21 protein-coding genes and 1 pseudogene are annotated in these 23,228 nt (G+C 41.5%); 3 read left to right on the top strand and 19 right to left on the bottom strand.

Annotation, left to right across the window (positions count from 1 at the left end; all coding sequences use genetic code 11):
* Positions 1–58: 58 nt before the first annotated feature.
* From FHS45_RS15700 to FHS45_RS15675, 6 genes are all read right to left on the bottom strand, one after another.
* Positions 59–292 carry an indolepyruvate ferredoxin oxidoreductase subunit alpha gene (locus FHS45_RS15700; RefSeq protein WP_062440287.1) on the bottom strand — a complete coding sequence of 78 codons (234 nt, stop codon included), beginning with the start codon at positions 290–292 and terminating at the stop codon, positions 59–61.
* Between the two features lie 64 nt (positions 293–356).
* On the bottom strand, positions 357–1,403 hold the full coding sequence (locus FHS45_RS15695) for an amidohydrolase family protein (protein WP_062440290.1): 1,047 nt from the start codon (positions 1,401–1,403) through the stop codon (positions 357–359).
* Between the two features lie 66 nt (positions 1,404–1,469).
* Positions 1,470–2,480, bottom strand: coding sequence for a VOC family protein (locus tag FHS45_RS15690; RefSeq protein ID WP_062440293.1), 1,011 nt, complete (start codon positions 2,478–2,480; stop codon positions 1,470–1,472).
* A gap of 40 nt (positions 2,481–2,520) precedes the next feature.
* Positions 2,521–3,546 (bottom strand): NAD(P)/FAD-dependent oxidoreductase, encoded by a 1,026-nt coding sequence (locus FHS45_RS15685; protein ID WP_062440295.1) that lies wholly within the window; start codon positions 3,544–3,546, stop codon positions 2,521–2,523.
* Between the two features lie 29 nt (positions 3,547–3,575).
* Complete coding sequence (locus FHS45_RS15680) at positions 3,576–4,064, bottom strand: aromatic-ring-hydroxylating dioxygenase subunit beta (RefSeq protein ID WP_062440298.1); 489 nt, start codon at positions 4,062–4,064, stop codon at positions 3,576–3,578.
* Entirely contained in the window at positions 4,061–5,338 is a 1,278-nt protein-coding gene (locus FHS45_RS15675) for an aromatic ring-hydroxylating oxygenase subunit alpha (RefSeq protein ID WP_082411921.1), read from the bottom strand. Before FHS45_RS15675 ends, FHS45_RS15680 begins: the two co-directional genes overlap by 4 nt.
* Positions 5,339–5,961: 623 nt before the next feature.
* Between FHS45_RS15675 and FHS45_RS15670 the strand changes: the two genes are divergently transcribed.
* On the top strand, positions 5,962–6,843 hold the full coding sequence (locus FHS45_RS15670; RefSeq protein ID WP_062440320.1) for a LysR family transcriptional regulator: 882 nt from the start codon (positions 5,962–5,964) through the stop codon (positions 6,841–6,843).
* 77 nt (positions 6,844–6,920) lie between these two features.
* Here FHS45_RS15670 and FHS45_RS15665 read toward each other — a convergent pair whose 3' ends face one another.
* The 4 genes from FHS45_RS15665 to FHS45_RS15650 are packed head-to-tail and all read right to left on the bottom strand — an operon-like array spanning position 6,921 to position 10,204.
* Positions 6,921–7,112: a 4-oxalocrotonate tautomerase gene (locus FHS45_RS15665; RefSeq protein ID WP_062440323.1), complete on the bottom strand. Its 192-nt coding sequence runs from the start codon at positions 7,110–7,112 to the stop codon at positions 6,921–6,923.
* A 28-nt stretch (positions 7,113–7,140) separates the two neighbouring features.
* On the bottom strand, positions 7,141–7,929 hold the full coding sequence (locus tag FHS45_RS15660) for a 2-keto-4-pentenoate hydratase (protein WP_062440326.1): 789 nt from the start codon (positions 7,927–7,929) through the stop codon (positions 7,141–7,143).
* 15 nt (positions 7,930–7,944) lie between these two features.
* Positions 7,945–8,739: a 2-keto-4-pentenoate hydratase gene (locus FHS45_RS15655; RefSeq protein ID WP_371872051.1), complete on the bottom strand. Its 795-nt coding sequence runs from the start codon at positions 8,737–8,739 to the stop codon at positions 7,945–7,947.
* Between the two features lie 10 nt (positions 8,740–8,749).
* Positions 8,750–10,204: an aldehyde dehydrogenase gene (locus FHS45_RS15650; RefSeq protein ID WP_166761430.1), complete on the bottom strand. Its 1,455-nt coding sequence runs from the start codon at positions 10,202–10,204 to the stop codon at positions 8,750–8,752.
* A 292-nt stretch (positions 10,205–10,496) separates the two neighbouring features.
* On the opposite strand from FHS45_RS15650, the gene FHS45_RS15645 reads away from it, so the two are divergent.
* Positions 10,497–11,288, top strand: a complete 792-nt coding sequence (locus tag FHS45_RS15645; protein ID WP_062440336.1) for an IclR family transcriptional regulator — start codon at positions 10,497–10,499, stop codon at positions 11,286–11,288.
* Positions 11,289–11,401: 113 nt separating this feature from the next.
* On the opposite strand, the gene FHS45_RS15640 is transcribed toward FHS45_RS15645, so the two are convergent.
* From FHS45_RS15640 to FHS45_RS15625, 4 genes are all read right to left on the bottom strand, one after another.
* A complete protein-coding gene (locus FHS45_RS15640) occupies positions 11,402–12,166 on the bottom strand; it encodes an RQC-minor-1 family DNA-binding protein (protein ID WP_258953958.1) in 765 nt (254 codons plus the stop codon).
* 23 nt (positions 12,167–12,189) lie between these two features.
* Positions 12,190–13,305 carry a glutamate 5-kinase gene (gene proB, locus FHS45_RS15635; RefSeq protein WP_062440342.1) on the bottom strand — a complete coding sequence of 372 codons (1,116 nt, stop codon included), beginning with the start codon at positions 13,303–13,305 and terminating at the stop codon, positions 12,190–12,192.
* 314 nt (positions 13,306–13,619) lie between these two features.
* Positions 13,620–15,761, bottom strand: coding sequence for a type IA DNA topoisomerase (locus FHS45_RS15630; protein ID WP_062440346.1), 2,142 nt, complete (start codon positions 15,759–15,761; stop codon positions 13,620–13,622).
* 266 nt (positions 15,762–16,027) lie between these two features.
* Entirely contained in the window at positions 16,028–16,549 is a 522-nt protein-coding gene (locus FHS45_RS15625) for a pyridoxamine 5'-phosphate oxidase family protein (protein ID WP_062440351.1), read from the bottom strand.
* Between the two features lie 320 nt (positions 16,550–16,869).
* Here FHS45_RS15625 and FHS45_RS15620 point away from each other — a divergent pair, with 320 nt between their 5' ends.
* Positions 16,870–17,871, top strand: a complete 1,002-nt coding sequence (locus tag FHS45_RS15620) for a tRNA dihydrouridine synthase (protein WP_062440355.1) — start codon at positions 16,870–16,872, stop codon at positions 17,869–17,871.
* Between the two features lie 91 nt (positions 17,872–17,962).
* Here FHS45_RS15620 and FHS45_RS20535 read toward each other — a convergent pair.
* The 5 genes and pseudogenes from FHS45_RS20535 to FHS45_RS20240 form a co-directional block, all read right to left on the bottom strand.
* Positions 17,963–18,085 (bottom strand): annotated as a pseudogene (locus FHS45_RS20535) (nitronate monooxygenase); the annotation flags it as partial.
* A gap of 13 nt (positions 18,086–18,098) precedes the next feature.
* A complete protein-coding gene (locus FHS45_RS15615; protein WP_062440360.1) occupies positions 18,099–18,950 on the bottom strand; it encodes a DegV family protein in 852 nt (283 codons plus the stop codon).
* A gap of 257 nt (positions 18,951–19,207) precedes the next feature.
* Positions 19,208–20,461: a benzoate/H(+) symporter BenE family transporter gene (locus tag FHS45_RS15610; RefSeq protein ID WP_062440364.1), complete on the bottom strand. Its 1,254-nt coding sequence runs from the start codon at positions 20,459–20,461 to the stop codon at positions 19,208–19,210.
* A gap of 81 nt (positions 20,462–20,542) precedes the next feature.
* Positions 20,543–21,922 carry an MFS transporter gene (locus FHS45_RS15605; protein ID WP_062440367.1) on the bottom strand — a complete coding sequence of 460 codons (1,380 nt, stop codon included), beginning with the start codon at positions 21,920–21,922 and terminating at the stop codon, positions 20,543–20,545.
* Positions 21,923–22,545: 623 nt separating this feature from the next.
* Positions 22,546–23,169: an exosporium glycoprotein BclB-related protein gene (locus FHS45_RS20240; RefSeq protein ID WP_268233636.1), complete on the bottom strand. Its 624-nt coding sequence runs from the start codon at positions 23,167–23,169 to the stop codon at positions 22,546–22,548.
* Between the last annotated feature and the right edge of the window lie 59 nt (positions 23,170–23,228).

The following is a 23,228-nucleotide window of genomic DNA, read 5'->3' as shown; positions in this document are numbered from 1 at the left end:
ATGAGTTACCATGCGAATATCGCAAAAAACTAAAAGCAAAAGGCCAATCACACTCTCCCTACGCAAAAAAGCTTTCCGCCTTTTCCAGCATTTCTTCCTGGTCGGGTGATAACTCATGCTCATCAACGATTGCATCGACCGGGCAAGCTGCAACACAAGCGCCACAATCTATACAAGTATTCGGGTCAATAAAATATTGATCCTCTCCTTTTTCAATACAATCGACCGGGCAGACGTCCACACACTCTGCTGCCTTTTCATGACGGCACGGAGACGTTATTACAAAAGCCAAGATGATCCTCTCCTTTTCTCTCTGTTTTGATGCAGCATTTCAAATCTGTCTTAATCATCTATTTTCACTTCGTACTAAATTCCTCTTTGACTGCCTTCGTATATTCTTCTTTATTCAGATTTAAAAAATCTAAAGCATTAAGCCCGAGAATTTTTCCTTTTTCTGCGTCACTTAATGTCGACAATCGATCAACAACTTCTCCCGATGGTGCTTCACGTAATAAGAAAGGGTAATCAGAACCTGCTATGATTTGATCGACTCCAAATTTCTCAATCATAAATTGCAAATTATCTTCATCGTAAACCAGGGAATCATAATATAGTAATTTCGCATAGTGACTTGGCGGCTTTTCCGTCTTTCTGATCTGCGGCCACACATTCCAGCCTTTATCCATTCTTGGTAATAAATAAGGTAAAGAACCACCGCCATGGGCAAAACATAACTTTAAGTTTGGATACCTATCCAGCATCCCGCTCATAATGATACTCCCTGCTGCCAAGGCGGTTTCGGAAGGCATCCCCACCATATACATGAAGTTATGCCGTGGCATCCGTTCTTTTCCTAATGTTGCCCAAGGGTGGATAAACAATGGTACTTCCTGATCATTTGCCGCTTTGAAGAATCGCTCTAATGAGTCATCATCCAGGTTCTTTCCATTCACGTTACTTCCTATTTCAATACCTTTCAGCCCCAACTCATTGACCGCTCGGTCCATTTCTTTTATAGCTGAATCAACATCTTGCAGGGGGACTGTAGCTAACCCTATGAACCTATTCGGATGTTCACGTGTAACGGATGCAATGAAATCATTCTGGAACCTTGCCATTTCCAAGCCTTGCTCAGGACCTGCCCAATAACTGAAGGTAACTGGAATCGGGGACAAAACTTGAATATCAATACCTTCTTTGTCCATGTCACTCAGCCGCTTTTCTGCATCCCAGGTCTGGTCCGTTATCTCCCTGAATTTATTACCCTTAATCATGATATTGGCACCGCAATCACACGTTTTCTCTAACACAGGCCAGCGGTCATCGCCATATTTTTCGGCCAAATTCAGAAATTCCTCGGAAATGATATGTGTATGAAAATCAATGTTTAGGTCTGGTTTCACAACTGAACTCTCCCAACCTTCATAGTTTCGGAATAGAGAGACTAGCAAGCTAGTCTCTCATTTCTATTACTCTCCTATTTTCGTTCCATAAGTCAGATAAGATTCCGGCGGTGTGCTTCCCCACATCTCCAGACCTAGCTGACCAACATCAGAAGACCATTTGATCGGCTCCCAATCAGGGGAGAACATAAGGATGCCGCCAGTCCAGATTTCCACGCGGTGGCCAGAAGGTTCAAACACATAGATGAATTGCGCACCACTAGTACCATGCTTACCAGGACCCCATTCAATCTTAATGCCATTCTCAGCCATTATATTGGAAGCACGCAGAAGTTCATCCGGGGAATCCAGGTAATAGGCTAAATGGTGGAAAGCTGCCCCATCTTGATTGGAGTTTCTCATCAATGCAATTTCATGTGCGATATTCGTTCGGCTCAACCATGACCCTAAACGGACATCTTCCTGGTTTTGAATATAATAACGATGGTGAATACCGAGCAAGTCCGTCCACCATTGTTGTTCTTTTGCAACATCATTAACCATCAGATTGACATGATCGAAACGACGAGGCGAGACACCTTTAGCCATATACTTACTTGGATGACTTGGCAAGTTTGATTTCAAAGCAGGATCATCCGTTACAAACAATTCTTTTTCCCAATATAATTCAACTGGTATTCCAGCAGGGGATTTAAACTGGAGCGTGTCTCCCAACGCTTTCTTTTGTCCGCCATCTACCCAGTTATAGTCAATATTCATTACCTGCAATTGCTTTTCGAATAGCTCCAGGGACTCTTTTGTGCTAACTCGCCAGCCCATACGGTTTACTTCTGAAGTATTTGAAGCCTTCAGTACGAGCGTGTGGTGGTCAAAGTCCTGCCAAGCCCTTAGGTAAGCACGATCACCGTCCGTCTCAGTCAATACAAGGCCCATGACTTCGGTAAAAAACCATAGCGATTGTTCAAAATGGGTTACACTGATTTCCACATGGCCGATATGGGCAACAGTCCGTAAATAAGCTTCCAGCCTCTCCTGTGCTGATTCCTTACTGATGATATCTTCTTTTACTTTTGACATATTATGTTCCTCCTCTTTTATAAAAACAGCCCTTTTTGTATTAAGTGACTACTTTTTCTTTCTTCTTCTTATCCTTCCTGCTCATGATCGATGTACTATGAGCAGCGTGTAAGGATTCGTCTGGATTGATATAAACTTTTGCGTTACTCACAGCAATCGGAGCCTCTCCAAAACCGGTCGCCATCAATTTGACTTTGCCTGGATAGGTTGAAATATCTCCTGCTGCATAAATTCCAGGAATATTAGTTTCAGCTCTTGAGTTTACTAGAATAGAATTCTTTTCTATCTCAAGGCCCCAATCATTAATAGGACCCAGATTGGATATAAATCCATAATTGACCAGGTATTCATCTGCCTTTAATTCCATAAATTCTTCCGTTTTGGCTTTTTTCAGTTTTACACATTCTATTTTTTCCTCTCCCAATAATTCACAGGGACTATACGGAGTTAGAATATTAACAGACGAATTTTTTAATAAATTGACGCTATGTTCATGAGCTCTGAATCTGTCTCTTCGATGGACAATGTTCACGGAGGTAGCGATATTCTCTAACATGAGCGCCCAATCTACCGCAGAATCTCCTCCGCCGCACACCACTACATCTTTATCTTTAAAATCATTAATATCCTCAATACTGTAATGAAGGTTCTTCCCTGTATAGTGTTCTTCTCTTTCTAAATTCATATTGCGCGGTTTAAAGGCACCATTCCCGGCCGTTACAATAATCGTCCTTGAATAATGAGTCTGAGTATTTGTCTTGATTGTAAAAATATCATCTTCTTTTGAGACCTCTGTGACTTCTTCACCAAGGCAAACCTCATTCTCAAATTGGTCCATTTGTACTTTTAACTGTTTGACTAGATCCTTCGCTTTTACCTTAGGAAATCCAGCGACATCATAGACGTATTTATCCGGGTATAACGCAGCTAGTTGACCGCCTAGTTGAGGTAAACTCTCAATAACTTTGACGCTCGCCTGGCGCATACCTGCGTAGAAAGCAGTAAACATACCCACTGGACCACCGCCTACAATGGTAATGTCGTATACTTCTTGCTGATTACTCATACCATTCACCACCTCTCCTTAGGAAACTATTAGAGAATTAAACTGATTTTTCCGTGCGGCCTTAAACTATCGAGATGTAAGATCACTTTTTTACTTTTGATAGCAAGTTCTCCATTTTGCTGAACAATTTCATATTTGTGTTTACCAACAAACGTATCTAACACTTCTCTTTTGGTCCGGTGTGTTGTAAAGTTGCACTCCACTGTAATCACATCAGACTCGACACCACTAACCAGAATGTTATGGTAATTTCGAAGTGTGGTGGAGTGCGGATATTCCACATGGGCTTCTTTCTTCAACAGGCGTTCTGCCCGCTCTTGCAGTCGTGAACGATTATCATGCACATAAAATAGCGATTCCGTTGGGCTGGCTTCAGGTTTGCCTATTGGTGGAACTTTATAGGTGCCATCATCCGTAAATAATGCCGCCCATTCTTTAAGCTTCCATTCATCGAGTAATTTGGCTTCTTTATAAAGGAAATCAACCACATTTTGGCGTGTTAGCGCTACTACTGTCATGGCTGTGCAACCTCCTTCTTCATGGATTCCTCGATTCTGACCTTATACTGCCTCCAGAAACTCCTCATTTGGAGTTCATCGGTTGCCATGGCATTTTCTTCTCCTCTGACCATGCCTTTGGAGATATCATTCCATTGAACTTCCTCGTTATTGTTATAGGCTTCCTGACATAGTTCCAATGCTTCGTTGTCGTCCGGAGTAGCAAATCCGCCCGGTCCCAAAAATTCAAGGAAGTTATTATTTCTGGCCATTCGATGCTCTTCATCTTCTCCTACAGGAGCTAAGGAATAGCCGGAAACTTCCATATATCCTGGACTCGACGGGTAGAACGTTCTTGCTGTAATCGCCATAATGTCGTTGATAACCAAATTAGGGAATATGATAATGTTCCGGTTGTAGTTCGCGATTCTATCGGCACGTTCTTCTCCGAACCTTTCCACTAATTTTTCTTTCATTCTCTCCATATCTTGTTTTAAATCTTCGCTCCAAATAGGTGTCCACTGAGCAACCGGTCTTCCCCACGGTGCCACATATTCCATAACAGCGTGACCGTTACCCAGGTCTTTGCCCCTTCCTTCCAGCTTCACGCGTTTTAAACCGGGATCCTGGGCTTGTTTAATATCGAAATAAGTCTTATGGGTAGGCATGCCGTGATAGAGGTCGACGCTATTTTCAGCTAGCAGCTTCCAATTTGCCCGGACACTGTATTCCTGTACTCCTCCGAGAACTTCCAATCCTGCTTCGGATTGATCTGCTGCCAGGTCAATATATTCCTTGGCATCCCCTAAGTAGTCATCCAGGGAAATAGCCTGATCATCAAAGTTCACAAATATAAACCCACGATAGCTTTCTAATCGATTAACCGCTTTCATGTCTTTCTCGCCATCGCAGTTAAAATCATCAGGGAACCCATCTTTACCCGGCATACCATTCAATTGGCCATCATTTTTAAAGCTCCAGGCATGATAGAAACAACGAAACACCCTTGAATTACCTTCACTTTCTCTGGCGACAAGTGCACCGCGATGTGGGCATGTATTATACAGGGCTCTAATTTCACCGTCCTGACTATGGACAAGCAGTAAGTTACGTCCACCTACTTTTTTCCTTTTGTAATCCCCTTTTTCAGGAACTTCCGTTTCATGGCCAATAAACAACCAGCATTTATTGAAAATTTCCGCACGTTCTCTTGCCAGCATTTCTTTATCGGTAAAAACACTTCGATGAACAAGAAATTCATTTTTCTCCCGATTATCCCGGATTAATTCTTCCATTTTATTCACCTCATTTTTAGATTTCCAAAGCATAGTGTAGATCGCAGGTGTAGTATTTAACTCCCGTTTTTGTTAGCGCTTGCATTTCTTCGAAAGTTGTTGACCTTGTCTTCCAAATTAAGGCTTCCTTTTTTCACTTACACCTTGTAAACACTTACACAATTTTTCTCATTTCCTCCTTAGCTGGTTATCACTAAATTCATGTTGTTTAAATTGCTTACTTTTTATTATAAAAGTCAGAATTTTTAGATACCAATCGAATATTTCTTTGGTTTGCGACTAATATCAAAAAATAATTTATACAATAGTTTTTAAAATACAGAATTATCTGTAATCACAGTTGACAAGTTATCTTCATTAAAAATATAATCATCGTATGCTTATTTTCTGAGGGGACCTTCCCCATTAACTAGTAGATTCCAGAATAATGAATCCTCCATTTTCTGCCTTGTAACCAAGGTGATTACTTTCAACTCTAATGGTTTAGCCATATTTGAAAGCGCTTTCCGATTTACCACCCTTTTTTTATAGTCTCAGTGAAACAGTTAATATTCCTTTATATGAAGACTCAGATAAGTTGTTTCCGTTAACATTCAGACCCTTTAGATTTAGGAGGAAACCAGATGAATGAATGCCAATTGAATACGTTTCTTACCATTGTGAAATATAAAAGCTATTCAAAAGCTGCTGAAGTTCTTGATGTGACCCAACCGACCGTTACCTCACGAATAAAGGCTTTAGAAGAAATCTTACAATGCCAGCTTTTTAAAAGAATTGGACACGAAATATACTTGACAGAAGAAGGAAATCTGTTCATCGAATACGCAAAAAACATTCTATTATATATCAATCATTCCAAAGAGATTCCCAACATGGTTAAAGATCCTATCATCAAAGTTGGCTTCTCTCCCGGATACTCGCATTCATTTATTGTAGAACTTTTAAAAACAATTAAATCGATTGGAGATATCGATGTTCAAGTGATAGAAGGATATGATTCTGTCAGCTTAAATGAGCGGGCTTTATCAGGAGAAGTTGATTTAATCTTTACTAGAAATGCACTATCAAATAATCAAGACATTACTTCCGAATACTTATTTGAAAATAATTTGGTGGTTGTCATGCCTAAAGAGCATGCGTTATGTCAAAAACAATCTCTGGGTGTAAAAGATTTAAGCGGAGAAACAATCATCAGTTATAGAAGAAATTCCACCCTATGGAATTTAATTGATAAACAACTTAATGGCGCCCAGAATATTACCCGCATGGATGTCGATAATAACGAAATGCTCCTGAATGCTGTGGCCAATGAAATTGGGATAGGTATTATCCCTAAATTGGGAGTTGATAGGAGATATGAAGAGGAAGTGGAAGTCCGGGAAATCGATGAAATTTATAATATACCTAATCATGTGTACGTTCAATTTCGCAATAATTCCCGCATCGAGAGTCTGGCTAAAAAAATCATTTACTCCATCATCAACCACAAATATACAGAGGCCTAATAAAGCACAGAGACGATTCTGCAGCTTCCAAACACTTAAAGTAGGTTGGAAGTCAGAGAATCGCCTCTGTGCTTTTCTTATTTTCCTAATGCTTTGGCACTTGTACCACCGATGGACCAATGCGTTTTTGGCACTTCGTTGACAAGAACGCGTACATTTTCTTTGGGAGCACCCAGTGACTCACTGACAGTGTCAGTCAGGTTCTTCATCAATGTTTCAATTTGTTCGGGATCTCTTCCCTCCATCATTTGTACATTGATAATCGGCACATCCATCACCACCTTTAAAGAGTTCCAATTATTCTTTCACGAAAAATGAGACGTTACCTAACCCGCCGTATTCGGCTTGGACAAAGTCACCAGGAGATAGTCGAACCGCTGCGGTGACACCCCCGGTTAAAATCGGCTGTCCCGCTTTTACTTTTTCTCCCTTTTTACTTAACATATTGGCGAGTCTGGCTACTGAATTGGCTGGGTTTCCAAGCACAGCGGCTCCTGCTCCCAATGATTGAATCTCTCCATTTATCGATAACGTCACACCGACTACATCAAGGTCTAATTCATCAGGTTTTCTAAAATAGGTTCCAAATACAGCACCAGCTGCAGAGGTATTATCGGCAATAACATCCGGCAGTGTAAAGTTGAAGTTCTCATATCGGCTGTCGATAATCTCTATTGCCGGGAATACATATTCTGTCGCTCGCAGCACATCCAATGCGGTCACGTTTGGTCCTTCCAGGTCCCTTGCTAAAATAAAGCCGATTTCCGGTTCGACTTTGGGATGAATATAATCAGAGATGGAAATGGAATCTCCATCCTCGACGACCATATTGTCGAATACATATCCATAGATCGGATCATCTACATCCATCTGCTTCATCTTAGCCTCACTGGTTATTCCCATCTTTGGACCAATGATCTGATGGCCTTCAGCAATTTTTTGGCGGATCAGTTCTTCTTGAATGATGTACCCTTCATCAATAGAAAGTTCCGGATATAAATCGGCCGTAATTTTTGTTATTTCACGCTTTTCTTTTTCTGCACGATGTACATAATCAGCAAGCTCTTTGATTTGATTATTATCCATAATTATACCCCTCCTTTACTCCGTGAATGAAACATGCACTTCTCCCAACTCGGCAAATTTTGCGTAATAATGATCACCAGGTTCAGCAGGCATGGCTGCAGATAATGCTCCTGATAAAATAATTTCCCCTGCTTTTAATGTAATATCATAATCAGCCAGTTTGTTGGCGAGCCAGGCCACACATTTTACCGGATCTCCTAAGGCCGCGGCACCAACACCTGTGTTCAGTAATTCATCATTTTTATAGAGCGCCATTCCCATTTGTTTCAGGTTTACGTCTTCCACTTTTTTCGGTTTTCCTCCGAGGATATACATTCCGGAAGAGGCATTATCAGCTACGGTATCCGCTAACGTGATGTTCCAATCTTTAATACGGCTGTCTACGATTTCAAGTGCCGGAACAATAACATCCGTTGCCTTTAATACATCTAATGACGTTACATGGGGGCCCACTAAATCTTCTTTTAAGATAAAGGCGATTTCCCCTTCTACTCTTGGCTGTAACACTTGCTTGGAGGAAATCTCACCTCGGTTCGGACATTCCATTTCGTCTAATAAATGGCCATAGTCCGGTTCGTTGACACCTAACGATTCTTGCATGGCCTTGGATGTCAGGCCGATTTTCTTCCCTGTTATCCGCTGCCCTTGTTTTACTTTTTGGTCTACCGTTTGTAATTGCACCTGGTAAGCTTCATCAAGGGAGATCTCAGGATCCAGCTCCGTAATCGGCTGGACCCCTTCCCCTTTACTCCACGCATCTAACAAGTGCTTCGCATGAGTTTCCTTTTTCGTTACGTTATCTGTTTTCACTGTCATCCTCCTACATTTTTAACGTGATATTAGTTAATTCAGAGTAGAAATCAAAACTGTGAGCGCCACCTTCGCGGCCAATACCACTACGCTTCATTCCTCCGAATGGTGTACGTAAGTCTCTCAGGAACCATGTGTTCACCCAAACCATACCAGCTTCGATTTGTCCGCTGAAGCGGGTAGCACGTTTGATGTCACTCGTCCAAAGGCTTGCACTTAAACCATAATGCGTATCATTCACTTGTTCGAGTACCTCTTCTTCGGTATCAAACGGAACAACGGTTACCACCGGTCCGAAGATTTCTTCGCGTACACATCTGGCATCACTTCCCAGCCCTGTAATAATCGTCGGTTCCACGAAGAATCCTTTATCAAAGCCTTCCGCAGGCTTACCGCCGGTCAGGAATGTTCCGCCTTCTTCTTTGGCAATATCAAGGTAGCTGACCACTTTGTTATAGTGTTCTTCACTGACCAATGCTCCGACGTTTGTATTCGGATCGAAAGGATCGCCAACCTTAAGTTCTTTCGTCTTCTCTGCAAACCTTTCCAGGAACTCATCGTAAGCAGAACGTTCTACATAGATTCTTGAACCGCATAAGCAAACTTCCCCCTGATTAATGAAGCTGGATTTAATCGTAGTTTCAATGACATCATCCAGGTCGGCATCGGCGAAAATAATATTCGGGTTCTTACCGCCAAGTTCAAAGGATAGTTTCTTCAATGTCGGTGCGGCAGCCTTCATAATGGCAGTACCAGTTACCGTTTCACCAGTAAAGGCGATGGCATCCACATCTTCATGAGAAGACAGAGCAGCACCTGTTTCACCAAAACCATGAACCATATTGACCACGCCATCCGGCACACCAGCTTCCTTACAAATCTCAGCCAGAACAGTTGCTGTCATTGGAGTCACTTCAGATGGTTTCATGACAGCGGTATTGCCTGCTGCTAGAGCCGGAGCCAATTTCCAGGTCATGAGGAAGAGTGGCAAATTCCAAGGATTAATGAGCCCCACAACACCGACAGGGCGGCGCACGGCATAATGAATGGCGATATCATCTTGCTGGTAAGCCTCCGTGCCAACAGTAGTCATATAGTCAGCAAAGAAATAGAAATTATTGGCTGCCCGATCAATATCAACTTTATTAGAAAGCCATAGTGGTTTACCCGTATCCAAAGATTCAAGCTCGGCGAGTTCTTCTTTTCTCTCCAAAATCAAATCACCGATTTTACGGATGATATTTGATCGTTTTTTTAGAGGCATATTGCCCCATTCACCTTTAAGCGCCTTTCTGGCAGCACATACTGCCTTATCGACTTCTTCTTTCCCACCTTCTGCCACAGTACCCAGCACTTCTTCTGTTGCCGGATTAACATTCTCAAACGCTTTCCCATTGTTTGACTGCACATAAGCACCATCAATGAAATGGGTACAATCAATCGCTTTTGTTTTTGTCGTTTGCATATAGAAAGCCTCCTTAATTTTACGGAAACCTAAACACAGGTTCCGATAAATGGATAACAATAATCTTTCAAAAAATCCTTTTTGTTGAGCACAGGTTCATTATAGAAACCATACAGAATTTTAAAAAGATTACTGTTCCTCTATACGCAACAAAATTGAAAATAATCAAAATTTTCTACGATTACTATTTAGAAAGTGACTATTATTCTATATAATTAGCTTATAATTAACTATCAACCACTTCACAGAAGCGTTCCCTTATAAAGAACTCGATTTAATAGAGGTGAAAAACATGCCAAAAAAGAAGCAGCCGCAAACACTGTCTTCTGTAAAAAATGCATTACTTATTTTAAAAAGCTTTTCCACCTATGAGCCTACGAAAAAAGTGAGCGAACTGGCAGAATCCTTAGGCCTGGCAAAAAGCACCGTCAGCCGATTACTGTCCACACTTGCCAGTGAAGGGTTTGTCATTAAAGATCCAAAAACCAATGCCTATAGATTAGGTATGTCCGTCCTCACGCTCGGAGGTATCGTGACCAACAATCTGGAAATCCATAAAGAATCCGCTCCTGTTCTATATAAACTGGTCAGTGATACCGGGGAAACGGCACACTTAGCGATCATGGACGGACTGGATACGATTTATATCCATAAAGAGGAATGCAATCATCCTGTCCGCATTCTTACACACCTCGGAAGGAGAAACCCATCCTACTGTACAAGTTCAGGAAAAGTATTACTCGCTTTTAGCGAAGATCATGTGGTAGAAGCTGTCATCAACCAGGGGTTAGTTCCCTATACAGAGAACAGCATCACGGACCCTGACCTCCTTCAAGAGGAACTGACATCGATACGTGAAAAAGGATACGCGGTAAGTACAGAGGAATTAACAGAAGGAACGAAGTCTGTTGCTGCCCCGATACGGGACTATCAGGGAAAAGTGGTCAGTGCAATTACCGTTGTTGGACCGATCCAGCGGATGAAAGAAAAAAAAATACCGGATATCGCCAAAAAAGTGATGGAAGCTGGAAAAGAGGCATCTGAACGATTGGGGTATGATGAACGGTATTTTAAGCGTTTTTAATCATTTCATATTATCAAAGGACTAAATACAAAAAAGGCGCCTGCCCCCTTTATTAAAGCATTATCACGCTTGGGGACAGGCACCGAATTTTAATGGTACTTCTTCTCTCAGAATTACCATAAGAATTCTTCTTCATCTCTTTGGTTTCGACACTCGTTACATCTTTTTGGGTATACAAAGCCTTTTTGTTTATAAAATTTCTGTTCCCCTACAGTAAAGAGGAAGCGTTCCCCACATTCATAACATTTTAATAGGAGATCCTGGGGGGCCTCTCCCTTCAACATTTCTTTCATTGATTCTTCTCTTTTTAATTTCAGTTGATGATCAATTGGTTCATTTGATGCTAGTGCTTTGATAATCTCCTGAATTTTAGCTTTCACCTTTTTGTAATCAATTTCAGCCCAAGTTTTCAAGTATGGTATGTACCTTTTGTCTTGTGTCTCTTTCACTTTTTCAAGAAATAACAAAATCATTTCTCGATTACGATCTTTTAAATAACTCATGTCTGGTTGACTAATCCCTTGCTCTGCCCACTGCTGCCATTCCCGCAAAAATTCATCGGCCCGCTGGTCACGCTCAATCTGCCAACCTCTTTCCGTAAAAACAATCATCGGTAAATTTCCACTGTATTGTATATCCAGAAAATCGTAATCAAACATCCAATCAATTTTATTCTGGACCTCTTCCAGTTTTTCTGATTTAAAATAGCCGTATACTGGACACTTATCCAATTCCAATTGCAATACCTTTTTCTCACGTGATCCTTTCAAAATCTTAGCAAGAAGCGTTCGTCCTCCTGCTGCTATAATTTCATCGGCTGCTCGTAAAATCGCTCTTTTTTCTTCTTCCGACAAGTGGTTGTTGTTTGATTTCTTCAAAATCATAACTCCTCACTTTTTAATCATATTTTATTATGATGACTTACCCAATAGTCCCTATGAATAACAACCTTTTGATTACTATTGGCTTTTTTCATTGCCTCTGTGCTGGATAATCCCTTAATTTCTAACAGTTGATTAGAAGAAAAGTTCACACTGCCCCTTCCAATAAGCTGCCCCTTTACGTTAACTACCTCTACTACATCATTGGCTCTAAAGTTACCAATGATGTTGGTTACACCTGCAGGCAAGAGACTTTTACCATGTCTTACTATAGCCGCTTCAGCCCCATAGTCCACTTCTATTTTGCCATTAGGTATAGAATGTAGGGCCAGCCACTGTTTAGAATTCTTCATACTGGTCTGTGAACTGCTGCCGATATATGTGCCATCGCCTTTCCCAGCCAGGATATCAACCAGTTTATCATGCCCTGTTCCAGATCCAATAAATACTTTCACACCTAAAGCTAACGCTGTGCGGGCTGCCTCTATTTTCGATTTCATCCCGCCTGTGCCCACTTTTGAACCGGCTCCGGAAGCACCTTTTACTAAATCATCATCTACCTCTTGAAGGAAGTTATACTTTTTTGCATTTGGGTGCGTGTTTGGATTTTGATCATATATGCCATTGATATCCGTGAGTATCATTAAGAAATCAGCGTGCACAAGTCCACTAACGAGCGCGGATAACATATCGTTATCGCCAAAGGTTAATTCTTCAATAGCCACAGAATCATTTTCATTGATAATCGGTGTGACGTTACGCTTTAAAAGTTCAGATAAGGTGGCATGGGCATTTTGATATTGATCTTTGTACAGAAAGTTTTGTCTCGTTAACAGTAATTGGGCCGCCACAATACCATGTCTTTTAAACTCTTCCGTATACCCTTGCAATAATTGTCCTTGGCCCACAGCTGCTGCTGCTTGTTTACCAGGAATCGTTACCGGACGTGAGGAATAACCGAGGTCCTTAAAGCCGGCCGCAACTGCCCCGGATGATATCAAAATCACTTCGTGCCCAAGCTTCTTTAAATGTGCCAGCGCACCTACGTGCTCACACAGCTTTTCACTACTTAGTCCCCCATTTGCATTTGTTAAAGAGCTGCTACCTATTTTGACAACGATCCTTTGTTTGTTCATTCTCCATTCACCACCCAAATTCTTGTTAGAAAACTTGGCTTGTCGCCTGTTTATGGCGAAAGCATTCGGATTTTCTTATCCTTTAACAGTATTCAAATTTCTTAAAGTGTAAAAAACGCCCTTCTGCCCCTTCTACAAGGGACAGAAGAGCATTGTCTCACCAGTACTTCCTTCATATACGGTTTATCACATGCAGGCTGTAAAATCTTTCAGGCAATGAATCTGCTTTTTTATCTGTTTACATCTTTACTTATTAATTTTCTATATTATTAGAATAGTATGAAATAATTTTAATGAAGAGTCAATGTAAAAATTTACGTTTTCTTTGCGAAATCAAATGTGATTTTATAGTTTTCATCCAATACTAGTGCCGTGCTGAATCTTTTCTTTCCTTTAAATCCTTTCAAAACCTTGGTACGCTTCTTCTCGCACAATGTCTTTATCATATTCTGCGTCAGTGTCTTCCCTGCCAGCTTCTTTGGGAAAGTCACTGTACATTCTTTTTTGTAGTCCGAGCAAGCGTAGAATTTATAACGGTCGACAATCGATCCATTCTCACAGGCTGGACATTGGGCAATCGGTTCGTTCCACTTACGTTTCTCAGGCTCCCCAGTATTCCTGACGTTTACCTGTTGGATGACATCCGGCGTTTCCTGAATCAATTTATCTATGAATTGGCGGGTTTGCATGATGAAGACTTGCTTCGAGCCATCGCCACTTCCGATTTTCTTTAAATAGGACTCCCATTTGGCTGTCATCGAGGGACTGGATAGGAGCGTTCCTTCAATCGCCTCACAGAGCATGATCCCTTTCTCGGTGATAGCCACGTTGTTCCGCTTCACTTCTATATATTTCTGCGCTTTGATTGTTTCAATAATGCTCGAGCGGGTGGCTTCTGTCCCGAGCCCTTCGACTTCCTTCAAAATCTCGACATCCGCTTCATCATCCACCAATTTCCCACATGTCTTCATCATATTGATCAGCTGACCTTCGGTGTACGGCTTAGGTGGCTGGGTCATACTTTCCTTAATATGAAGTTGGGCGTCTACCTGCTCTCCTTTTTGAACCCCTGGAAGATCAGCTTCTTTCTCCTGCTTCGACTTCACCGGCTTTGGAAACAGTTCCTTCCACCCTCTGTCGACATCTCTTTTTCCGGTAGACTTGAACGGTAAGTCATGCACATGGGTAAAAATCGTCGTCTCCTCATAAACATAATCCTTATGGAACATCGCAAGGGTCGTCGCCATAATTTCATTGTAAATATTACGCTCTTCACGGCTTAAACCACTCAGCTTCTTTTCGGTTGGAACAGACTTTGTTGGAATGATCGCGTAGTGCTCCTGCACCTTGCTGCTGTCCACATACCGCTTGCTAGGTTTCAAGGACGATGCTGTAAAAGAAACATTCAACGCTTGCTGGTACCCTTTTAAATTCTTAACCAAATAGGAAAACTCGCTGTCGGTGATGAAATTACAATCCGTTCTAGGATAGCTGACAAGACGCTTTTCATAGAGCTTCTGCATCGTTTTGAGTACTTGCGACGGAGAATATTTCCAACGACGATTCGCGACACTTTGCAACGTGGAAAGGGAGTGGAGATTCGGTGACTTTATCCGCTTCGTTTTTTTATCCAGCCGCTCGACAATACCTTTGTAAGTTTCCTTCTCCTGCAATTGATGCTTGTCCAGCACGGCCTTGACCTTCGCTTTATCCTTTTCCTTTATCTCAGCCAGTCCTTTATATGTACCTGCCTGGGCATTGAACAGTCCCTCGATCTGATAAAACGGTTCCGGCTTGAAGTTCTCTATCTCCCTATGGCGTTGATAAATCAAATAAACTGTCGGCGACTGTACTCGTCCGATGGTAAGGTAACTTCCATACCCTTTCTTTTGAAGCAGGAGGGTGAACAGCCGACTTGCATTGATCCCCACCATCCAGTCACTGATTTGACGGGCTTTCGCTTCATCAAATAAACGTAAATCTTTCTCGTTACTTTGCAGCTGCCTGAACCCTTTCCGCACTTCATCCTTTTCAAGCGAGTTGATCCACAGGCGTTGAATCGGCTTTCCTTTAACTCCAGTCAGCTTAAGGATACTGTAAAAAATATTCGATCCTTCCCGATCGACGTCCGCCGCATTGACGATGATATCCGCCTGTTGGAACAGCTTCTTGACCGATTGGAATTGCTCCCATTTGCCTTTCGCCACTTTTTCCAGGAACTGTTCCGGAACAATCGGCAATTGGTCCAGCTTCCATTTCTTCCACTCGGGTTTATAATCGTGGGGTTCCTTCAATTCCACAAGATGTCCTACTCCCCACGTAATCGTCGCCCCATTTGGGAACGTATCGTCTGCCTTAAGCTGGATGTATGTCTTTGTCTTCTCCTGTATCGTAAACGCTTCGGCATATGCTTTTGCCTGCGAGGGTTTTTCCGCTAAGATGACTACTTTTGCCACATCCTCGTACTCCTTTCGATGAATGACTGTTGAGGTGCAATAAAAAATTAATAAAGGGGGGGGTATGGTGATAAGGGTATTTGAAAGAGATGTCCGGGGGTTGAATTGAGAAGATAAAACATCATTTCTAAGAACATACATTCCCACCTATTATACTATAAGTGAATCATGAATGGGAGGTAAAATACTCATTTACCTTTTTAACAAATCAAAAAAGCAGGGACCTGCATAGGTTCCTGCTTCCTTCGTTTTGCTCAGATTATAAGTTATCTTGTGTTTTCATTAAAGTGGACCGTATCTTTTAAATCATTGCTATCATCTAATGATTTACTGCTGGTCATTTTTTTCACAAATTCTTTAACGGTCTTGACGTTCACGCCGGACTCCCAGTATTCAGCGATTTCGGGTGTCACTTTGACCAGTACAACATTCGGATCATCGGGAGAAGTGTTCAATAATCGTCCTAGTATCTTATTCCAATAGTCTTTCTTTTTATCTTCATCTTGAACAAATTCCGCAGAGCCGCTGATCGATACATAGGAATTGCCTGCGTATGCCAGGTTAACGGCAGAATTACGTTCGATATCTCTATATTTTTCGGTATCTTTTTCGGTAATGAACCAGATTTCTTCCTTATCCATGTCCATTTCTACTTCCTGGGTACGCATCGGCCGGGACATCAGCTTGCCTTCTGGAGTTAACGTAGTCAGCATTGCCACTTTCTCATCTTTAATCAAGTCCTTAATCTTCTTGATGGTTTCCTGGTTTTCTGAAGTTTGGTTTGCCATTTATATTTCCCTCCTTATCGTTATCAGCTACTGCTCTCCTATTCCAAAAAATCAAAGCAGTAAACCTTCTATCTTTTTCTTCTTGTTCCCGGATCGGCTCAAATTTACACGTTTATTCTTTAGGTTATGAAGCTCAAGAACCTGCACCACTCATTTCCAGTGCTCTTCACGTCGACTTTCTCTTGCACTTTTCGTTTGATACCATTAAAGTATATATTGGTTGAAATCCAGCCTAAGTGGATATAGATAAGAAAGCAAAAACATTTTCACTTTTTAATTTTGGAACGACTGCGTTCCTTAAGGAAAGGTTTAGATATAGTATGAAAGATAACTTTTGGCATGAGTTGCCGCGACCGTTTTTTGTTCTGGCGCCAATGGAAGCAGTGACGGATGTCGTTTTTCGTCATGTCGTGAGTGAAGCAGCAAGACCTGACGTGTTTTTTACAGAATTTACGAATACGGAAAGCTACTGCCATCCAAAAGGAAAAGACAGCCTGCGGGGACGTCTGACGTTCACGGAAGATGAGCAGCCGATTGTCGCCCATATCTGGGGTGACAAGCCCGAATACTTTCGTCAAATGAGTATCGGCATGGCAGAGATGGGCTATCGAGGCATCGATATCAACATGGGCTGCCCCGCCCCCAATGTCGCAACGAAAGGGAAAGGCTGTGGCCTAATCCGCCGTCCCGATGTCGCAGCGGAACTTATCCAGGCTGCCAAAGCGGGAGGACTTCCTGTCAGTGTGAAGACCCGTCTCGGTTATACGGAAGTGGATGAATGGCATGACTGGTTGAAGCACCTGCTGGAACAGGATATCGTCAATCTTTCCATTCATCTCCGTACGAAAAAAGAAATGAGTAAAGTCCCGGCACACTGGGAGCTGATTCCCGAGATCAAGAAACTTCGCGATGAAGTGGCACCTGATACGCTTCTTACGATTAACGGGGATATTCCTGATCGTCAGAAAGGGCTTGAACTCGTGGAAAAATACGGCGTGGACGGCGTAATGATCGGCCGCGGTATCTTCCATAACCCATTCGCTTTTGAAAAAGAGAAAAAAGAGCACACAAGCGAAGAACTGCTCGACCTCCTTCGCCTGCAGCTTGATCTTCATGATAAATATTCCGAAGAACTCGAGCCGCGTCTCTTCAAACCGCTCCTCCGTTTCTTCAAGATATATGTCCGCGGATTCCGGGGAGCAAGTGAGTTAAGAAATCAGCTGATGAATACAAAATCCACCGATGAAGTACGTGCCCTGCTTGATGAATTTAAAGAGGAATATGGTGGAGTTAAGGAAGAAAAAAGTTTTTCTATTTCGTAATAAATCTTATCCCAGGAGAGAAAAGTACAATTGTGCTTTTCTCTCTTTTTTTGTCAGGAAAGAATTTAAGATACCTGCTCCCCCACCACGTTATTGCTTTAACATATTCTGCTATAATTTTATCTATGATTTGTTTAACAGGAAGGATTTGCTTAATTTCGTGGACTTTTGCTCCAGAGAAAACGAGTCCGCTCTCTACGTCCCTATTCATTGATTTCTAACCCGTACTATTGCTCTAATCCTGCTACCCCAAAACCTCCGGATCCAGAATGAGTAGAAATCATACCTCCAGCTTGGATCCATCTTATATTTTGGAATCCGTTTTCTTTGGCAACCTCATCCATCCGCTGCTTGATCCTTTCATCGAGTCCGATGGAGTAGATAAAATAAAGCTGCTGTCGATCTATGTTATATTCATTTAAGTAATCACTCAAGAGTTTTTCAGTAGCACTACTCATTTTCCCGCGGTATTTCCTTGTAGACATAAGCTTCCCATCTTTCAGCTCTATGCATGGCTTTATTTTCAACAGAGCTCCTATCAGAGAAGCCATATTACTTACCCGTCCTCCCGCTTTAAGAAACTCCAGGTTACCTGGGATGAAAGCCAGCCTTGATTTAGGAACGATTGCCTTTATTTTTTCAACGAAGTGTTCCGGTTCCATGCCTGGTTCTTTCTCTAATAACTCAGCGGCATACAATACAATTGCAGCTAACCCGCCAGTAACGTTCAGAGCATCAATCAGAACAATGTCTTCAAATTCTTCCGCAGCAATGACGGCATTTTGAAAAGAAGAAGACGCTTTTGATGTATAACCAATATGAATAATGATGGAATCTGGGAAATTCTCTCTTATAGTTGCAAAAAACTCTTGATACTCATGAACGTTGGTGGAGGTAGTAGAGGGTATCTTCTTCGTCCGTCTGTAATAGTCATAAATATCCTGGACTGGCAAAGAACCGTCTAAATAATCCTTTCCATCCATAATAATGTGCATGGGAACTACTTGAACCTCGTACTTTTCAGCTAAATCACCCGGTAAGTCGGCTCCGCTTTCGGTCGATAAGATTATCCTTCGCATTCTATTTCCCCCTTGGTTAAGTTTGGGCTGCGTTCATTCTTCCTGCATTATACTTTAACTATACATGAGAAAATCCCATTAGCATTATAATAACTTTTATTTGCCGTACTTTTAGTGTAATTTTCGGGGATTTGATTACTACTGAAAAATTGTAGCCTGACACCCATTTCACAAAAGCGTTACCGCCCTGGGTGTCAGGCACTAAATTTTATACTAAAAAACCAGGTTTCCAATAAACCTGGTTTTGGATGATTAGATTAAGCACTTGTTTCTATTCTTTCTTTTCTCACTTTGACCTCTTTCTTTTTGTTAAATGCGAAGTGATTTTTTTCAACGAGTAAGGAGACAAACAGACTTCCGATAATGGCCCATAATGGTGCACCGATATTGAAGAACTTCACTCCTGACATTCCGATGATTAAGGCAAAGAATGCACCCATTTGAAACTTAGTATCGGAGAACGCTGTTTTGAGTGAGTTGATGAGAACCCTTAGCATAGCTAAGCCGGCAATGACCGTAACGATGACACTCGGCATGGCAGTGACAAATGGAACAACGACCGCTGCAAATAGGCCAAAGCTTGCGAAGAACACGCCGTTCATGACCGATGCTGCATAGCGGCTATCTTTTATACCGACTTCGTCTGCAGAACAGATGGCCGTCATTGGTCCAGCAATGCTGATGGCATGCCCTCCAAACAGTGAAGCGAATAGTCCAACGGAAGATCCATATACCGCCATGCCTGTCGTTGGCGGTTTGTAACCTTGAGCCATTAGTATCCCTGTCGCTTGAGCATTTTCTGCACAGATAATCAAGAGTGTAAGTGGAATACTAATCGACACAATCGCCTCCCAACTAAATGCGGGCATCACGAGTTCTGGAAGAACAAACATACTCTGAGCGGCTGGATATTCAAAAGCATTTGTAAAGGTCGCCACAACTACCGAAACGATTAACGCCGACAACACAGGTGGAACCTTTTTAAGGTATCGTGATGAAAGTAAAAACGCGAGGATCGCTGAGCCTGCGAGTAATGGTGCGAGAGTTATCGATGTAATCATGTCTATCGCAAATTGGATCATCACACCAACAATCATACCCATAACAATCGGAAGTGGAATCCATTTCAAGACTTTTTCAATTAAGCCGGTAGAACCAAGAAGGATAACAAGAATATTTGCAATGATATATGCCCCAACCGCTTCATGGATAGAAAAGTGAGTTAAGGACCCTGCCATTAATACAGCTCCAGCAATTGTATGGGCTACGGAAATAGGTTGGCGGTACTTTAATGCGATAAAGATACCGAGTAATCCACTAAAAAAATAAACAGCAAAAATCCAGCTGATCGCTTGTGTATACGTTAATCCACCATTCGTTGCCGCTCCGATGATAATTAATGCAGGCCCAGTGCATCCAAAAATGGCTGCGACTAAACCCGAACTAATGGCATTAATATTCAAATTCTGAGGTAGCTCTTTTAGATTTGTCGGAAAACGATTCTCTTCCATATAATCTCCTTTCTAATAATGCCAAATAAGTGTTAATCTCGAAGAAGATGTTCAAGAAGGCTCGTACCCATCTGAGCGGAATCAGCCGATTCCTTTTTCACGTATTTCACCTTTACTGGATAGACTAGTATTTTGAGTAGTTGCTCGTGCCTTTATATTAGAAGCTGAATATTTATCAGCGATTAATAATAACCCGATTGCAGCGACAATACTAACAATGGAGAATACGAGGAAATTCATGAAGTTAGGTAAAGCTAAGGTCAACAAGAATCCCCCTAAAATCGGTCCAGTCATACCGCCGAATCGACCAATTCCTGAAGCCACCCCTAAACCTGTTGATTTCATTTCTGAAGGGTAGAACGATGTAACATAAGCTTGAATCAAAACTTGAGCACCTGTTGTAGCAGCACCTGCAATTGCTACTAATATGAAGATATAGAATGTACTCCCGCCAAATCCTAGTAAAGCTAAAGCAATAGCTCCGGAAATATAAGATGCCATAATAACCTTTTTAGAACCATATTCTTCACAAAGACTACTAAGAGCGAGAATCCCGATGATAGCTCCGCCTTGAAGCGCAATCAGGAAACCCAGACTTGAATTTAATCCATAACCAGTTTCGATCATTAGCTTGGGTAACCAAGTATTTAATCCATATACCATTAAAAGAGCACAGAAGAATGCTATCCAGAATCCGATAGTACTGAAAGCACGATGCTCTTTAAACAATCCTGCAACAGGAACCTTCGTTTGAGTTGCTTTTACTTCCTCAATTTCATCAGTAATCTTGAATGTTGAGCCAGGACTTACTTTGGCAAGAGTGGAAAATAGTTCTTCTTTTTTACCAGTACGGATAAGATATTTAGAAGATTCCGGTAGTTGCTTCATCATAAAAGGAATGGCTAATAGCGGCAGGCCCGCAACCATAAAAACAGACCGCCATCCAAATCCCTCAATTAACAGAACTCCAACAGTCGGGGCAAGTGCTCCACCAATGGCAAAGCTAACTAATGTATAAGATACTAACTTAATTTTCATTTTTTTAGGAGCATAATCCGAAACTAAAGCGGCAATATTCGGCATAATGCCTCCGAGACCTAACCCTGCGATAAAACGATAAATAGAGAAAGTCACTGCTGAGCTTGCCAAACCACATAGTAGAGTGAACAAGCTAAATAGAAGTACATTGATAATAATAACTTTCTTTCTTCCGATACGATCCGCCAGTATACCAAAGATAATGGCTCCAAACACCATTCCGAAGAGACCATAACTTGCTATTGATCCTGCTTCAACAGCATTTAACCCCCAATCTTCCATTATGAGTGGTAAAGCTGTCCCATAAACAGCTAAATCATATCCATCGAATAAAATTATAAAAAAACTCCATAAGAATAGACTTAAATGTAAGCGGTTAAATTTACTGTCACCAATAATTTGATCTGGATTTACTTTTGCCATACACATCTCCTCTTTCCATTAAAAGATTTTTAAAACTTTTCAAGTGCTATTGTGTTGAAAAAACAATAATTATCCTCTTTTAATAATAGGTATCACCTCACTCCTTCCTAACAGTAAACCTATTATATTGGCATGCATTTGATAAGATAAGGTTGAGATTTCTCTATACGGAACAAATGTTAAAAAATTAAAATAATTTAGAAAATACAATAAATTGAAAAACCACAATGTCACAACAGTCTATATATGTAGGCTTTTTTGTTTTTGTGTAGTAAATGATTAAGAATAATTTCTAAGGATTTAACATTAGATGGATAACTTATCCTCGGACCACTATCATGCTAAAATAGTATTAAAAACAAAAAAGAGACTACCTCCCAATAAAAGGAAGCAGTCTCTTTAGTTTGGTAGTTTCCACATAAAAGGGCTTTGTAAGGAAATCTTTATATCATGCAGCCCATTCACTGAATAAATGCAATACTTAAATATAAAGCCCAAAACACCCCATACGATCGGTGCTTAAACCTTTTAGAATTAGAGCGACGTTAAGTAGCATATCAATATTAATCCACTATATCCAGTCAAATTAAAGGAAGTACCTACCTAATCCAGCAAACCCTTAATCAACTAATTGAAACGCCTGCACTCGCTGCACCTGTGAGAGTAACTGCAAGTGGAATTCCATCCGTAATTTCAACAGAGAAAACCATTAATAGGCGTTCTCCTGCAGTTACCGGGAAGGACAACGTATCATTTATTCCGCTACTAGTATCATTAATATTGATGATACCTGAGAAGGACGGAGATAATGTTACAGAGGCCCCTGTAGGACTAAAAATATTGCTATTTTGAGGGGCAATATATAATTCTGCTGTGACCGTTGCTGTTGATCCGATGAGGTTTAATCCTGCTGTAGTACTAAAAAATGCAGCAATGGATGTAATTTCACCATCACGAGGGACCGAAAACGCGAAGTTAGGCAACCCTCCAACGTTTTCTAGATTTATTTGCCCCTCTATAGCTTCCACCCCGCTAACAGAATCTCCAAACCCTACAAGACTTGAAGTCCCGATCAGTCCATCTCCAAGAGTAGTTAATTCAGCGGGAGTAGTACCGGATGCATACGGAATGATAGCAATGGAACCGGGTAACCCTTGAGGTCCCTGCTCGCCTTGGGGCCCTGGTTCACCTTGAGGACCCTGAGGGCCAATATCCCCAGTTTCACCTTGGGGTCCCTGAGGCCCCATAGGACCAGGTGGACAGTCGCAGTCAGACCTCAAGCTTTTTGGTAAGGGAGGACAGCAGC

The organism is Thalassobacillus devorans, assembly GCF_011761345.1.
Lineage (GTDB): Bacteria > Bacillota > Bacilli > Bacillales > Halobacillaceae > Thalassobacillus > Thalassobacillus devorans.
Note: the sequence above shows the minus strand (reverse complement) of the source record. Positions and strands in the feature narration are given on the sequence as shown.

What these genes read in the sequence shown, in the direction of transcription:
- proB (WP_062440342.1), bottom strand. Translation starts at nt 13,305, where the DNA reads ATGAACAAACAAAGGATCGTTGTCAAAATAGGTAGCAGCTCTTTAACA.
- FHS45_RS15685 (WP_062440295.1), bottom strand. Translation starts at nt 3,546, where the DNA reads ATGAGTAATCAGCAAGAAGTATACGACATTACCATTGTAGGCGGTGGT.
- FHS45_RS20240 (WP_268233636.1), bottom strand. Translation starts at nt 23,169, where the DNA reads ATGGGGCCTCAGGGACCCCAAGGTGAAACTGGGGATATTGGCCCTCAG.
- FHS45_RS15620 (WP_062440355.1), top strand. Translation starts at nt 16,870, where the DNA reads ATGAAAGATAACTTTTGGCATGAGTTGCCGCGACCGTTTTTTGTTCTG.
- FHS45_RS15650 (WP_166761430.1), bottom strand. Translation starts at nt 10,204, where the DNA reads ATGCAAACGACAAAAACAAAAGCGATTGATTGTACCCATTTCATTGAT.
- FHS45_RS15605 (WP_062440367.1), bottom strand. Translation starts at nt 21,922, where the DNA reads ATGGCAAAAGTAAATCCAGATCAAATTATTGGTGACAGTAAATTTAAC.
- FHS45_RS15645 (WP_062440336.1), top strand. Translation starts at nt 10,497, where the DNA reads ATGCCAAAAAAGAAGCAGCCGCAAACACTGTCTTCTGTAAAAAATGCA.
- FHS45_RS15610 (WP_062440364.1), bottom strand. Translation starts at nt 20,461, where the DNA reads ATGGAAGAGAATCGTTTTCCGACAAATCTAAAAGAGCTACCTCAGAAT.
- FHS45_RS15670 (WP_062440320.1), top strand. Translation starts at nt 5,962, where the DNA reads ATGAATGAATGCCAATTGAATACGTTTCTTACCATTGTGAAATATAAA.
- FHS45_RS15660 (WP_062440326.1), bottom strand. Translation starts at nt 7,929, where the DNA reads ATGGATAATAATCAAATCAAAGAGCTTGCTGATTATGTACATCGTGCA.
- FHS45_RS15615 (WP_062440360.1), bottom strand. Translation starts at nt 18,950, where the DNA reads ATGCGAAGGATAATCTTATCGACCGAAAGCGGAGCCGACTTACCGGGT.
- FHS45_RS15690 (WP_062440293.1), bottom strand. Translation starts at nt 2,480, where the DNA reads ATGTCAAAAGTAAAAGAAGATATCATCAGTAAGGAATCAGCACAGGAG.
- FHS45_RS15680 (WP_062440298.1), bottom strand. Translation starts at nt 4,064, where the DNA reads ATGACAGTAGTAGCGCTAACACGCCAAAATGTGGTTGATTTCCTTTAT.
- FHS45_RS15675 (WP_082411921.1), bottom strand. Translation starts at nt 5,338, where the DNA reads ATGGAAGAATTAATCCGGGATAATCGGGAGAAAAATGAATTTCTTGTT.
- FHS45_RS15625 (WP_062440351.1), bottom strand. Translation starts at nt 16,549, where the DNA reads ATGGCAAACCAAACTTCAGAAAACCAGGAAACCATCAAGAAGATTAAG.